Annotated in this window: 11 protein-coding genes; 1 reads left to right on the top strand and 10 read right to left on the bottom strand. The window is 65.3% G+C overall.

Going from position 1 to position 13,494, the window contains the following annotated elements; genetic code table 11:
- Window positions 1-7: 7 nt before the first annotated feature.
- From KY501_RS45095 to KY501_RS45065, 7 genes are all read right to left on the bottom strand, one after another.
- Window positions 8-586, bottom strand: coding sequence for an OmpH/Skp family outer membrane protein (locus KY501_RS45095; protein WP_224370871.1), 579 nt, complete (start codon window positions 584-586; stop codon window positions 8-10).
- 113 nt (window positions 587-699) lie between these two features.
- Window positions 700-3,096: an outer membrane protein assembly factor BamA gene (gene bamA / locus KY501_RS45090; protein ID WP_224370928.1), complete on the bottom strand. Its 2,397-nt coding sequence runs from the start codon at window positions 3,094-3,096 to the stop codon at window positions 700-702.
- 124 nt (window positions 3,097-3,220) lie between these two features.
- On the bottom strand, window positions 3,221-3,895 hold the full coding sequence (locus tag KY501_RS45085; protein WP_224370869.1) for an ABC transporter ATP-binding protein: 675 nt from the start codon (window positions 3,893-3,895) through the stop codon (window positions 3,221-3,223).
- 3 nt (window positions 3,896-3,898) lie between these two features.
- Window positions 3,899-6,319, bottom strand: a complete 2,421-nt coding sequence (locus KY501_RS45080; protein WP_224370867.1) for an FtsX-like permease family protein — start codon at window positions 6,317-6,319, stop codon at window positions 3,899-3,901.
- 12 nt (window positions 6,320-6,331) lie between these two features.
- Window positions 6,332-7,885: a lysine--tRNA ligase gene (lysS, locus tag KY501_RS45075; protein ID WP_224370865.1), complete on the bottom strand. Its 1,554-nt coding sequence runs from the start codon at window positions 7,883-7,885 to the stop codon at window positions 6,332-6,334.
- 138 nt (window positions 7,886-8,023) lie between these two features.
- Window positions 8,024-8,377 (bottom strand): anti-sigma factor family protein, encoded by a 354-nt coding sequence (locus tag KY501_RS45070; protein ID WP_224370863.1) that lies wholly within the window; start codon window positions 8,375-8,377, stop codon window positions 8,024-8,026.
- 25 nt (window positions 8,378-8,402) lie between these two features.
- Window positions 8,403-9,032 carry an RNA polymerase sigma factor gene (locus KY501_RS45065; protein WP_224370861.1) on the bottom strand — a complete coding sequence of 210 codons (630 nt, stop codon included), beginning with the start codon at window positions 9,030-9,032 and terminating at the stop codon, window positions 8,403-8,405.
- A gap of 1,119 nt (window positions 9,033-10,151) precedes the next feature.
- Between KY501_RS45065 and KY501_RS45060 the strand changes: the two genes are divergently transcribed.
- Window positions 10,152-10,508, top strand: coding sequence for a hypothetical protein (locus KY501_RS45060; RefSeq protein WP_224370859.1), 357 nt, complete (start codon window positions 10,152-10,154; stop codon window positions 10,506-10,508).
- Window positions 10,509-11,177: 669 nt separating this feature from the next.
- Here KY501_RS45060 and KY501_RS45055 read toward each other — a convergent pair.
- The 3 genes from KY501_RS45055 to prfB form a co-directional block, all read right to left on the bottom strand.
- The gene (locus tag KY501_RS45055; protein ID WP_224370857.1) at window positions 11,178-11,651 is read right to left on the bottom strand and encodes a hypothetical protein; all 474 of its coding nucleotides are present in this window, start codon (window positions 11,649-11,651) and stop codon (window positions 11,178-11,180) included.
- Entirely contained in the window at window positions 11,644-12,303 is a 660-nt protein-coding gene (locus KY501_RS45050) for a hypothetical protein (protein WP_224370855.1), read from the bottom strand. Before KY501_RS45050 ends, KY501_RS45055 begins: the two co-directional genes overlap by 8 nt.
- A gap of 40 nt (window positions 12,304-12,343) precedes the next feature.
- Window positions 12,344-13,466, bottom strand: a protein-coding gene (gene prfB / locus KY501_RS45045; protein WP_224370853.1) for a peptide chain release factor 2 whose coding sequence is annotated in 2 segments (ribosomal slippage) — window positions 12,344-13,396 and window positions 13,398-13,466 — 1,122 coding nt in all. Because the reading frame shifts where the segments join, the coding sequence is not laid out codon by codon here.
- Window positions 13,467-13,494: the final 28 nt, after the last annotated feature.

Below are 13,494 nucleotides of genomic sequence, written 5' to 3'. Positions count from 1 at the left end.
GGGCCCCTTACTTCTTCGGGGCGTCCTTCGCCACCGGAGCGTCTTTCTGCGCCGGGGCGGAGGACTTCGGCAGCGCGTTGTAGCTGCGCATCACTTCGTTGGTGAGATCGTACTGCGTCTGCGCGTAGACGAGACCCGAGTCGCGCTTCTCGAAGACGAAGGTGAAGCCGTCACGCTTGGCGATCGACTCGATGACCTGGTCGATCTTGCCGATGATGGGCTCCATCTCCTGGCGCTCGCGGTTGGCGGCCTCGGCGCGGTACCGGTCCCACTTCTGGGTCAGGTCGATGACCTTCTTCTGGAGCTCCGAGGCCTTCTGCATGCGCGTGTCCTCGCTCATCGCGCTGGCCTGCTTGTCGAGAAGCTCCTTCTCCTTGCGGAGCCCCTCCTGCTCTTTGTCGATCTCCTTCTGGCGATCGTCGAGCCACTTCTGGAGGCGGGCCTTGGCGGCCTTGCCGTCCTCGACGTCCAGGAGGACGCGCTGGTAGTCCACGTAACCCAGCTTCATGTTCTGCGCGGAGGCAGCGAGCGGGAGGGCAAGCGTCAGGGCGGCGGCCACGGCCGCCAGGGTGCTTCGAAGCGACATGTCAACGGCTCCTAAGGGGGTGTTACTGGCTCCGACGTCCGCCCTTGGCGGTTCTTCAACACCCCCCTGGGTAGGGGGCGCCCGGAGCACCGGGGAGGACGCCTTATCAGAAATCAGAAGAAGTTGCCGATGGTGAACTCGAACTGGTAGGGCTCGTCTTCCGGACGCTTGCTCAGGGGGAAGCCCCACTCGAAGCGCAGGGGGCCCACGGGAGAGAACCAGCGGAACCCGAACCCCACGGAGTGGAAGAGACCGAGCGGCACCTTGTCCTGCCGATCCTGGAAGAGGCGCTCGTTGGCGGCGTAGGCGTTGCCCGCGTCATAGAAGAGCACCCCGCGGATGCCGGCCTTCTCGAAGACGGGGAACTCGAGCTCCAGGTTGAGGATGAGCTGCTTGTTGCCACCCGTGCGGAACTCGGTGACGGTGGCGTCCGGGTTGTCCGAGCGCGGCACCGTGAGCGTGGGGCTGATGCTGCGCAGGAAGTAGCCGCGCACGGTGTTGATGCCGCCCAGGTAGTAGAGCTCGGAGATGGGCAGCGGCTTGTCGGCCTCGAGCTGCTGGATGTAGCCGATGGTGGCGTTCGTCTTGAAGACCATGCCCAGCGGCATGGGGAAGTAGAGGCGCGAGTAGGCCGTGTAGCGGGTGAAGAGGAAGGTGCCGCCCAGCAGGCCAGGGGCGAACTCCACCGAGCCGTAGTGGATGAAGCCGCGCGAGGGGAACAGGCGGTTGTCGCGGCGATCGAAGGACAGGGACAGACGCGCGGCGCTGGTGACGCCGCTGAGGAACTGGTTGGCCAGCAGCACCGCGCCCAGCGAGGTGCCCGCCTCCACGTTCACGTACTCGCGCGTATAGCCCACGGTGCCCAGCACGTCGTCGACGAACTGGTAGCCCAGCGAGACGCTGCCGCCCGTGGAGCGGCGGATGAAGCCGTCATAGTCCGCGTCCACCCGGTAGAAGTCCGCCGACAGCAGGTACTGGGTGTCCAGGAAGTACGGATCGTAAAACGAGAGCTGGACCAGGGACTTCAACCCGGAGATCTGCGCCGAGGCCGACACGCTCTGGCCCCACCCCAGGAAGTTGTTCTGGGACACCTGCGCCGTGAAGATGAAGTTCTCCACGTTGGAGAAGCCCAGGCCCACCTGGAAGGTACCGGTCGCCTTCTCCTTCACCTCCACCTGGAGGACGATCCGGTCATCCGCGCTGCCGGGCTTCTGGGTGATGTCCACCGTCTCGAAGTAGCCCAGCGCGGTGACGCGCTCCTTGCTGCGGCGCACGCCCGTGCCGTTGTAGAGCTCTCCCTCGTAGACGCGCATCTCGCGGCGGATGACCCGGTCCCGCGTCTTGCTGTTGCCGATGATCTCGATGCGCTCGATGGTGACCTGAGGACCCTTCTGGATGTCGAAGGTCAGGTCCACCGTCTTCTCGTCCGCGTTCACCGACGTGACGGGGTTGATGTTCGCGTAGGCGTAACCCTCGTCGTAGTAGACGTCCGTCAGCGCCAGGATGTCCTGCGAGAGCTTGGAGCGGTTGAAGCGCTCGCGAGACGCCGTGGTCATCTTCGTCGCCAGCTTCTCCTTGGGGACGATGAGATCACCACCGAAGTCGATCTTGCCGATGTCGTACGGCTCGCCCTCGGTCACCTTGAGGGTGATGTAGATGTAGCGCTTGTCCGCCGACAGGGCGATGGAGGGCTTGTCGATGCGGACGTTGATGAAGCCGTGGTCGTAATAGGTCGCCTGCAGCACGGCGAGGTCGCGCTGGAAGGCCTCCTCGCGGTAGGTGCCCTCGCCCGTGAGGAAGGAGAAATAACCGCCCTCCTTGGTGACCATCACGCCCTTGAGCTCGTCCACCTTCACCTGCTGCGCCCCGACGAAGGTGATCTCCTTCACCATCACCTTGGCGTGCTCGTTGATGACGAACACCACGTCCACGTTGGCGCCGTTGTCGACGGGATCGAGCTTGTAGGAGACCTCGGCCAGGAAGTAGCCCTTCTCCACGTACTTCTCCTGGATCTTCTTCACCGTGGAGCGCACGGCCTCCATGTCCAGGATGGTGGCGGCCTTGACGTCGATCTGCTCCTTGAGGTCGTCGTTGCTCAGCTCGTCGTTGCCCTGCAGCCGCACCGCGCGCACCGAGGGCCGCTCCTGCACGCGGACGACGTAGGCGATGCCCCTGGGCATCTGCTGCACCAGCAGCTGAACATCCGTGAAGTACCCCAGCCCCCAGATGGCCCGCAGGTCTTCGGCCGAGCGCGTGGGATCGAAGGTAGAGCCCTGCTTCGTAATCAGGGCGCGGCGGATGGCCTCGGACTCGACGCGGCGGTTGCCTTCGATGCGGACATCGAGGACGCGATCACCCTGCTCCCCGGCCGCGGGCAGCTCCTCCACCGGGGCATCCGCGGGGGGCGTGGCGGGGGCAGGCGGCTGTGCCGCAGGAGGCGTGGCGGGCGTACCCGTCTGTGCCTGCGCCAGAGCACGGCACGGAACGAGCGCCCACAACATCAGCGCCATCAGCGGCAGGAGTGTCTTGCGAGACAGAACGGGAGACCTCAAGGGAGAGTCGGCCTGTAAAGGGCGGGGCAATCTACGGGATAGGTTCGGCGTCCCTCAATCCAAAAGCGCGGGATGTAATGTCTCAAGCATCCGTTACCTGCCCGCCTGCAAGGCGTAGGCGGCGCGGCATGGAGCGGGCGAGCGTCTCGTTGTGGGTCACCACCACGGAGGTGATGCCCAGGTCCCGATTCACGTCCCGGAGGAGTTGGTGGATGCCCTCGCCCGTGGCCGGGTCCAGGTTTCCGGTTGGCTCGTCGGCCAGCAGGATGGCGGGCTCGAGGACCAGGGCGCGCGCCAGGGCCACGCGCTGGGCCTCGCCACCGGACAGTTCGCCGGGCTTGTGGTCCACCCGGGCGCCCAGCCCCACCCGCTCCAGCAGCTCGCGGGCCTTGGCGTAGGTCTTCGTCCGATCCGCCCGCTGGACGAGCGCCGGCATGGCCACGTTCTCCAGCGCGGTGAACTCGGGCAGCAGGTAGTGGCTCTGGAAGACGAAGCCGATGGTGCGGTTGCGGAACTCGGCGATCTCCGCATCGTTCATGGAGAAGACGGAGCGCCCATCGCACAGCACCTCGCCGGCGGCGGGCGCGTCCAGCGTGCCGATGACGTGGAGGAAGGTGCTCTTGCCCGCGCCGGAGGGCCCGACGAGGCTCACCAGCTCGCCGCGCTCGATGTCGAGCGAGACGCCGCGCAGCACGTCGATGCGCTTGCCGTGCAGGAAGTAACTCTTGAAGACGTTGCGGATGGAGAGGAATGCCATCGCCTACTCCGCCTTGAGGCCTTCGACCGGCTCCACGCTGCTGGCCTTGAGCGCCGGATAGATGGATGCCAGGTAGGTGACGAGGACCGCGATGACCACGGAGAGGATCGTCTGTACGGGCTCGATCTTCACCGGGAGCGCGGGGATGTAATAGACCTCCGGGTCCAGCTTGATGCCGACCTTCTCGATGAAGAGGCACCAGGCCAGGCCGGACAGCAGGCCCAGCAGACCACCGGCCACGCCGATCTGCAGGCCCTCCGCGAGGAAGATCTTCACGATGCCCGCGTCCGAGACGCCCAGCGCCTTGAGGACGGAGATCTCCTTGCGCTTCTCCAGCACCAGCATGATGACCGTGGCGACAATGAGGCCCGCGGCCACGACGATGATGATGGAGAGGATGATGCCCATCACCAGCTTCTCCAGCCGGAGCGCGGAGAAGAGGTTCTTGTTCATCTCGCTCCAGTCGCGAGCCCGGTACGGGTAGCCGCCCAGCTTGCGCACCACGTCGGCGGCGATGCGCCGCGCGTCGTCGATGTCCGCCACCTTCAGCTCGATTCCGGTGGCGCCCTTCACATTGAAGAACTGCTCGGCCTCCTGGAGCGAGATGTAGACGAACTTGGAGTCGTACTCGTACATGCCCGAGTAGAAGACGCCCGCCACCCGGAATGCGCGGTTCTTCGGGAGAGGCCCGGTCGGGCCCAGCTCGGTCCCCAGCGGGGAAACGACATTCAACCGGTCACCCACCACCACCCGCAGCGAAGCAGCCAGCTCCCGCCCGAGGATGATGCCGGGCAGCACCTGCTCCTGGGCCGGCTTCGAGGGCTTGCCGATGATGGGATCGATCTCTTCCTCCTCCTCGGCCCCATCCTTCGGGGCCGGCGGAGTCGCCCCGCCCGCGGGCTTGTCATCCAGCATGGGCGAGCCCGGTCCGCCCGGCGCACGCTTGGGCAGGATGAGCTCCGGCTTCGTCAGGTAGTCCAGCGAGCCGCCCGGCAGCATGTACGAGGGCAGCTCCGTCACCTCGCCCACCGTCTTCGGGTCGATGCCCTTGATGACCACGCCGTCCACGTTGCCCTCGGAGGCAATCATCACCTGGTTCACAATGAACGGGGACTGGCCGATGACGCCGCGGACCTTGGTGATCTGCTCCATGAGCTTCGGGTACTCGGGGAGGTCTCCCGCGTACTTGCTCACCACCGCGTGCGCGTAGGTGCCCAGGATCTTCTGCTGCAGATCGATCTCGAAGCCGCTCATCACCGACAGCACGACGATGAGCGCCATCACGCCCACGCCGACGCCGCCCACGGAGAGCGCCGTCATCATCATGGTGGGCGACTGCTGGCGCAGCTTGAGCTTGTTGAGCGCCTGGGCCGCCGCGAGCGGATCGGCCAGCCCCAGTTCGCGGATGCGGGTGCGCTCCACCGCCGCCTCCACGGCTCGGATGATGCCGTAGATGATGAGCGGAGGAACGATGCCCAGCAGCAGCACCGCCATCGTCCCCAGCAGCAGCGACGGGCGGAACACCGCCACGTGGCGGCGCGCGACGAAGAGCTCGAAACCCGAGCGCAGATCCAGCCGGCCACTGCCCGCGGCGATGAAGCCCGAGTTGATGCCCAGCACCAGCATCAGCACCAGCAGTCCGAACACCAGCCAGTACGCCAGCTCGGGCCGGCCGAGAAGGCCCGCCACATACGTCACCTCGCGCAGCCGGTGGCCCAGCGCGAGTTGGAGCGAGCCCACCCGCTCCATCAGCGTGAGGACGATGGGGATGGGCAGGCCCAGGTAGAAGACGCCAATGGTGGCCTCGGGCATGGACAGCCGCCGGGCCCGCGCCGCGCCGATGGCTCCCGACACGAAGGCCACGCCGCAGGCCACGATGAGCGCGACAGCGAAGGCCCACGGAGGCGCCAGTTGGAAGCCCGAGCCGGACTCACCGCCCTCCGTCACGCCACTGGAGAGCGCCGTCTGCAACAGGATGAGGACCAGTTCGGCCAGCAGGACACCGCCGCCGTAGGCGCCCAGCGTGCTCCAGTAGAAGTCCCGGTAGCCCGCGAGCCGAGGATACAGCGTCGCTCCCGCCGCGGGGCTCGGGCCTTCGGCAGGGGCCGGCGCGCGCTGAATGCCCGCCGCCAGGAGCCCCCACCCCGCCAACCACGCGAGGACACCGGCCACCAGGTACTGCGTGCCACTGATGGGCAGTGGATCCTTCAACCCAAGCTGGGCTGGCAGGAGCGTCAGCGCGTTGAGGGTCTGCAGCAGGCTGCCCCACCCCATCACCGAGAGCCCCAGCGAGCTGGCCACCTCGGCCCACGCGCCGGAGCGGGAGATGGCTATCCCGAGCAGCACGAAGCCCACCGCGGCGACGAGCGCGCCGCTCCACACGAAACCCCAGCGATAGACGGTCTGCCGTTCGGCGCTTTGCACGAGGACCCTTGGCTACTTGGAGAGCGGCTTCAGAAGCGGGAAGAGGATGACGTCACGGATCGATGGCGCATCCGTGAACAACATCGCGACCCGATCAATCCCGATGCCCTCACCGGCCGTGGGCGGCATGCCCTGCTCGAGGGCGCGGATGTAGTCCTCGTCGTAGTCCATCGTCTCCTGCTGGCCGCGCTGCTTCGCCTCGAGCTGGCCCAGGAACCGGCCCTTCTGGTCCAACGGATCGTTCAGCTCGGAGAAGGCGTTGGCGATCTCGCGGCCGGCGACGAACAACTCGAACCGATCCGTGATTTCCGGGTTCTGGTCGTTGCGCCGAGCCAGCGGGCTCACGGAGGTGGGATACTGGGTGATGAACGTGGGGTGGATGATCTTGCCCTCCACGTGGTGCTCGAAGAGGGCGCCCACCAGCTCCCCATGGTTCATGGTCTCGACGGCGCGGCGCTCGGCCTCGCCGTGGGTCGTCTTGAGCAGTTCCTGGCGCAGCCGGTCCGGGTCGACCATGTCCTTGTCGGAGAGCCCACTGCCCACGGCCTCGCGGATGGCCTCGGCCATGGGAATGCGCTTCCAGCCCTTGCCGAAATCCAGCGTGTGCCCCTGATAGGAGACCTTCGTGCTGCCGGTGACCGCCTGGGCCGCCTCGGAGAGCATCTGCTCGGTGAGGTCCATCAGGTCCTCGTACGTGGAGTACGCCTGATAGAACTCGAGCATCGTGAACTCGGGGTTGTGCCGGGTGCTGATGCCCTCGTTGCGGAAGTTGCGGTTGATCTCGTAGACGCGATCGAGGCCGCCCACCACCAGGCGCTTGAGGTACAGCTCCGGAGCGATCCGCATGTACAGATCGATATCGAGCGCGTTGTGGTGCGTGGTGAAGGGCCGCGCCGCCGCACCCGAGACGAGCGGGTGCATCATCGGGGTCTCCACCTCGATGAAGTCACGGGTGTCGAGGAACTCGCGGATGAAGCGCACCAGCTTGTTGCGCTTGAGGAAGGTCTGCTTCACCTCGGGGTTGGAGATCAGGTCCAGGTAGCGCTGGCGGTAGCGGATCTCCACGTCCTGCAGGCCGTGCCACTTCTCGGGCATGGGGCGCAGGGACTTGGTGAGCGGGGTGAACTTCGTCGCGGCGAGCGTCAGCTCGTTCGTCTTGGTACGGAAGACGGTGCCGGTGACGCCCAGGAAGTCACCCAGGTCGCAGAGCTTGAAGGCCTCGTAGGCGTCTCCGAGCGCGTCCTTCTTGAGGTGAATCTGGATCTCTCCGGAACGGTCGCGGAGCTTGATGAAGGCGGCCTTGCCAAAGCCGCTGCGGGAGATGATGCGGCCAGCCACGGTGTACGTGGTGGGCGGCCCCTTCTCGAGGTCCTCCGCGGACTGCGAGCTGTGCTTCGCGTGGATCTCCGCAGCCAGGTGCTCGGGGCGGTAGCCGTTGCCGTACGGGTTGAAGCCCGCCTCGCGCCACTTGCCCGCCTTGTCCAGGCGCTGCTGGTAGATCTCCTGCTCTTTGGACCCGAGGTCCGCCTCAGCCACCTTATCGGTCTTGTTTTCGGTCTCAGCCATGACGCGCCCTTCCAAGGGCGCGGCACCGTAGCCAAGCCCACCCCGAGACGCAACGCATCCTGTGCGCTCGTGTCCTGAGGGTGTCGTCGGAGGTTGCCCGACCTACCCGGGAAGGAGGGTTTCGGGCTCGGGGCGCTCCTACGACGCGGACATCACCAGGAAGGCGGCCACCGCCGCTGCCAGCAGCAACGGGATGAGTATTTCCACAGGGAAGCGGTGGTACACGTGGGCCAGGTGCAGCTTGCGCAGGCCGAACCGCCGCTCCCGCTTCACCCGGTTCATCACCAGCGAGGCCATCATCGGGGGAGCCGTCTCGCGCTCCACCTTGCGCACCCGCTGCACCGTCTTCGCGTAGCGATCCCACCCGGCCCGGCACTCGTCGCAGCCGTCCAGATGCGTGCGGACCGCCTTCGCCTGCGGCTCTGGCAGTTCCTCGTCCGCGAGCGCGAAGAAGAGGGCCCTCGCTTCCCGGTGGTTCAGTTGCGGTTCCACGTCGTCAGTCTCCGCTGAATCCCACTCATTCCTCAAGCCGTCCCAACAGATCCGCCAGCTTCTCCCGCGCCCGGTGGAGCCGGCTCTTCACCGTCCCCTCCGGTAACTCCGTGATTTCGATGATCTCCTCATAGCTGAGCCCCTCGATGTCTCGCAGCGCCACCAGCATCCGCGCGTCCGGTTCGAGTTGGGAGATCGCCCACTGCACCCTCGCCCGCTCCCGTGCCGACTCCAGCGCCACATCCGGAGTGGGTGGGGCTCCCAGTGCCCCCGAGAGCGCATCTTCTCCCACCTCCTCGTACTCATCCGAGCGGCCCCGGCCTCGGCGCTTCAGGTACTTGAGGCGGTTGATGCACTGGTTCTTGCTGATGCGGAAGATCCAGGTGGAAAGCTTCGAGTCCTCGCGGAACCTGCCGAGGTTCTGGTGGACGCTGACGAAGATCTCCTGGACGAGATCGTGCGCTTCCTCACGGTCGCCCACCATGCGGACGCAGAAGTCGAAGACGCGGTCCTGGTGCTCGCGAACGAGTTGCTCGAAGGCCTCGGGGTCGCCCCGGCGCAGCCGCGACAGGAGGACGCGCTCGCTCGGCCCTTCTGGAGCCCCGGCGCTCACCGATGCCTCCTGTCCGATGTCGAGCATTTCGCTCGAAGGCACCTGTGGCCTCCGTAACCAGTCACCCCGGGCACCCCTCCGAGCCTACTACATCGGCTCCGGCCGCCCTTTGCCCCCATGGACAACGAGGCGGCCGGCAGGTTCCCAAGCGCCTCATCCTGCTGCGGACCCACATGCCGGGCAGTGAACGTCCCGGTGGTAGCATCGCCCGGTCAGGAGCCGACAAGAAGAGTCCTTCATGAGTTGGCGCAAGGCGATGTTGCTGGGGGTGCTGCTCCTTCAGGCAGGCTGTCGGGAGGAGTGGGCAAGGGCGGCAACATTGATCGGGCCGTCGCCAGGGACACCCGGGAGAACATGCCTGAAGAGCCGTGTCCGAACGGAAAGACCGCAAAGTGGGTCTGCCCTCTCAAGGACCCGGACCCTCAGAAGTGCCGGTGGACATGCGGCTGAGCTGGCGAAGGCTTCTCCCCATCGCCGCAGGTCTCCTGCTGCCACTTCCACTCATCCTCCTCCGAAGTGCGATCGTTGACCCACCGGCAGCCGTCTCCACCGTCAACGGCAGACCCGTCAGCCCGATCCTCACGAAGGACGAGAAGCGAAAATTGCCGACCTTTGAGCGCTCGTGTCGGAAGCGAGCAGACTGCGATCCTCCTCTGGTGTTACCGAGCACAATGGTTGGGGGATCCGGGCCGTCAAAGGATCCGGCTGTTTGCCGGGTAGCGTTCTTGCAGATGAGTTGCATCCCTGCAGCGAGCCGGATCCTGGCCGTGCGCGCTGGTTGAGGTAGGCAGGGGCCGGAGCACGGGGCGCTGGGCGCCCACCGCCACACCCAGCGGAGAAAGTGCTCTGGAGCGTGAATGCAGCACGCTCCAGAGCGGGGCTCCGCAGGAATCGAGAGTGAAAGAGCGGAGCAGCCAAGGAATCGTCCGAAGCGCCATCGACGTCAAGCTCCGGGCTGAGAAGCCACCGAGCGTGGAGCAGGTGCGCCCCAAGCACTGCCCATGCTGCGGCGCGGCCAGTTGCCCAATAGGAGGGCGGGTGGTGCTGCAAGGGCACGGCACTCGGGAGCGCCAGGTATGGGGGCCGTTGAGTGTGGGAGCCGCCCCCCAGGTGCACCTGCTTCGAGTCAGGCGCTAGCGATGCATCCGGTGCGAGGCGGTGGTGACGGTGGTGCCAGCGGGGGTGCTGCACAAGAGGTTGTACTCGGCATCGGTGATCGCGCTGGCCCTGGCGCTGTTCGGGCTGTTGCTACTGTCGCCGTGGCAGACGCGCCAGCGAGTGAGCCCCTGGCAGGTGGTGGGAGCAAGCTCCAGCGGCCGGTGGCGGACGCTCAAGCACTGGTGCCAAGCGGTCGTGGAGGGGCGGCTGTGGCAGAGCATGAGGGGGCGGGTGGCACAGGGCCCCGTGCGTCAGGTGGCCCACAGGAGCGCCTCGGCGCTGTCGGGTTACGCGCTGCCCTCGCCCCAGCCTGTGCCGCTGGTGGTGCAGGTGTTCCACGGCGCCGCGCTCGCTGCATGAGGGCAAGCCGGTGGTGCGGGGCCGGGCCCCAGCCTGCAAATCCTGCCTACCTGACAGGTTCCCTGCTCGGGTACAGAGGTAGTGTATAGGCAGGGCGGCGGGCTGCCCATAAAAGGAAGACGCCTGTCAACGCGGCCTCATCTGCACCGGATGGTGCGGACGGCCCTGCCGACTCGACGATCCTCAAAGTTGCCCCCACGGCTCCTTCTGTGCGGAGGGCCTCAATGGTCCGTCGTGCCTCCCCTCCTGTACGCCGGGAGATTGCCCACCTGAGAAACAGTGCGTTCACTTCCGAGAGCGCATCTCGGCATGCATGAACGTAAAGGAAGCAAACTGCCAGCAGTCTCCATGCCCATCCGGGCAGGAGTGCACGTTCTCCTATGCGCCTGGAGAGGAACGGATCGCGATGGAGTGCGTCCAGCCATGCGATGAAGCCCATCCCTCGTGTGCGGAGGGCTCCATCTGCTTCGCAAGTAGCTGTCGGCGACTCTGTGACGCCGACAAGGCGGACAGTTGTGACCCCAGCGAGCTATGCGTCTTCCAGCCAGATGACCAACGCTCGCTGTGCTACCCACAGCGAGACTGAAGCTTTCACTTCAGCGCTCGGTCCTTACGGCGCTCAAGCGTGCTATGCCTCGACAAGCCACCATGGCGCAGCAGCCGCGAGTATCAGTGGACATCAATGATGCGGCCCTGCCCATCAACCGCATACTCCGTTCCAGCGTCCGGGATAAGGGAGTCATCGAGACCACACCGGGAGAGGATGGGGGAGAAGTTGATGAAGAACAGATCATCGCTAACACGCTGCATGAAGATGTCGTAAGTGTCCCACCGAGACAGGCACCAGGCGACACGCTGATTGTCCCCGCTTCGTGTCGTTCCAGGCGGCAGAAAATCACTCATCGCTACTGCGAGCGCCCGTGACATACGGCCATCTGTATGGATGCCGTCCTCGTATGAATGAGGGAATTGTATCTTCTCGCTCGCCCCAGCAGGGGCTCTCAGCGCCTTCTCATACTTGTAATAGCCAAAGTACGAGCATCCGGGTAGCACCGCAGAGCAGAAAAACAGAAGGAGATAGTGTCTCTTCATTTTCTGTTGCTCGCTTGAACCATTTTCGGTCCGCCCGAGGGCCTCACTCAAGCCATTCCATCCCTTCGAACAGCTTGATATCTCCGTCATCGTCCGCCTGTCCAATGGATACCCACTGGCCGTCTCGCAACGCTGTAACAACCCGCGTTGCGTTGTTATAGTTATAGGCTTTGCACGTGCCCCTTCTGTCGCGAAAGAACACCATGAGCTGGCGTTCCCTGAGCTGGTGAGTTACCGGATCAACGAACCTCACGGGATTCCAGTGCGCCTTGCTACTTGTATCTCTCTTCGAGAACCCTTGAGGATATGGATGCGTATGGTCACCGCCGAGCAGCACCGCATCTCCGTGCATCGGGTCCCTCAGCGCTCGGGGCATCTCGCAGTATTTCGTACCACCTGCTTTGTCCCCTCCGATGTTGGAGAGGTAGCTGAGGAAGTATCCTCCCCCCGAAACTGAGTAGTAGTGGAGCGCGCAGTACTCAAATCCGTAAGCACGATTGGAAGCACCGGGCTGATTCATCATGAGTTCACACGCCTCAGCAGCCAGTTGCCCCAGCGTCTCGAACGGCCCCGCCAGCGGCCCATCCACCTCGAGCTGTCCTTCCGGCAACCGGCGCACTCGCACGTTCGGGTTGGGCGTCGCGCATCCCAGCAGCCCGCCCAGCAGCCACAGAAATCCAGTCCAGCACAACCTCTTGAGCATGCCCCTCCCCTAAAGAGCTGAGGGGCATCCTAAACTAAATTCAGTCCACGGAGGCGTTGCGGTTGGGGTTCTTCACCCCCAGCAACTGCGCGGTGATGAAGTCGTCCAGCGACCCGTCCAGCACCGCGTCCACGTTGCCCGTCTCCACGCCCGTGCGCAGGTCCTTCACCATGCGGTACGGCGCCAGCACGTAGCTGCGGATCTGCGAGCCGAAGGAGATGTCCTTCTTCTGCGCCTCCGCCGCGTCCCGCTCGGCCTCGCGCTTCTTGAGCTCCAACTCGTACAGGCGCCCGCGAAGGATCTTGAACGCCATGTCCTTGTTGGCCGACTGAGAGCGCTCCGTCTGGCAGGTGATCAGGATGCCCGTGGGCAGGTGGCGCAACTGCGCCGTGGACGACGTCTTGTTCACCTTCTGGCCACCCGCGCCACCACCGCGGATGAACTTCAGCTCGTAGTCCTTCTCGGGGATGTCGATCTTGATCGAGTCATCCACCTCCGGGTGCACATCCACCGAGGCAAACGCCGTCTGCCTCCGCGCGTTCGCGTCGAACGGGCTGATGCGCACCAGCCGGTGCACACCCACCTCGGCCTTCATATAGCCGTAGGCGTTCTCGCCCCTGATGTGCAGCGAGACGTTCTTGAAGCCCGCCTCCTCGCCCGCGACCATGTCGGTGACTTCCACTTCCCAGCCACGCTGCTCGCAGAAGCGCGTGTACATGCGCATCAGCATCGCGGCCCAGTCCATGCTGTCCGTGCCGCCCGCCCCCGCGTTGATGTCCATGAAGCAGTGGTTGTGGTCGAACTCGCCCGAGAGCATCCGAGCCAGCTCCAGCTTCGCGACCTCCGCCTCCAGCGAGGGCAGCGAGCCCTCCGCCTCCTGGGCGCTGGCCTCGTCGTTCATCTCCTTGGCCAGCTCCAGCAGCGTCTGGGCGTCGTCCAGGCCTCGGAGCGTCTTGTCGAAGGCGCCCACACTCGCCTCGAGCGTGGACTTCTCCTTCAGCAGCGCCTGCGCCTTGGTGTTGTCGTCCCAGAAGTTGGGCTGCGTGGAATCACGCTCGATCAGCGCAATGCGAGACCTCTTGCGGTCGAGGTCAAAGATGCCCCCGGAGCGCCAGCAGGCGCTCGCGAAGTCCACCAATCTTCTCCATCGTATCGTTCGCCATGTCTCGGTCCTCGTTGGCGCGCGGTGCG

The organism is Hyalangium versicolor (assembly GCF_020103695.1).
GTDB classification, from domain to species: Bacteria; Myxococcota; Myxococcia; order Myxococcales; family Myxococcaceae; genus Hyalangium; species Hyalangium versicolor.
The sequence above is the reverse complement of the archived record's forward strand: the minus strand, read 5'-3'. Positions and strand labels throughout refer to the sequence as shown.

Coding starts and splice junctions, on each gene's coding strand:
- KY501_RS45050 (WP_224370855.1), bottom strand. CDS start 12,303: ATGCTCAAGAGGTTGTGCTGGACTGGATTTCTGTGGCTGCTGGGCGGG.
- KY501_RS45085 (WP_224370869.1), bottom strand. CDS start 3,895: ATGGCATTCCTCTCCATCCGCAACGTCTTCAAGAGTTACTTCCTGCAC.
- lysS (WP_224370865.1), bottom strand. CDS start 7,885: ATGGCTGAGACCGAAAACAAGACCGATAAGGTGGCTGAGGCGGACCTC.
- bamA (WP_224370928.1), bottom strand. CDS start 3,096: ATGGCGCTGATGTTGTGGGCGCTCGTTCCGTGCCGTGCTCTGGCGCAG.
- KY501_RS45095 (WP_224370871.1), bottom strand. CDS start 586: ATGTCGCTTCGAAGCACCCTGGCGGCCGTGGCCGCCGCCCTGACGCTT.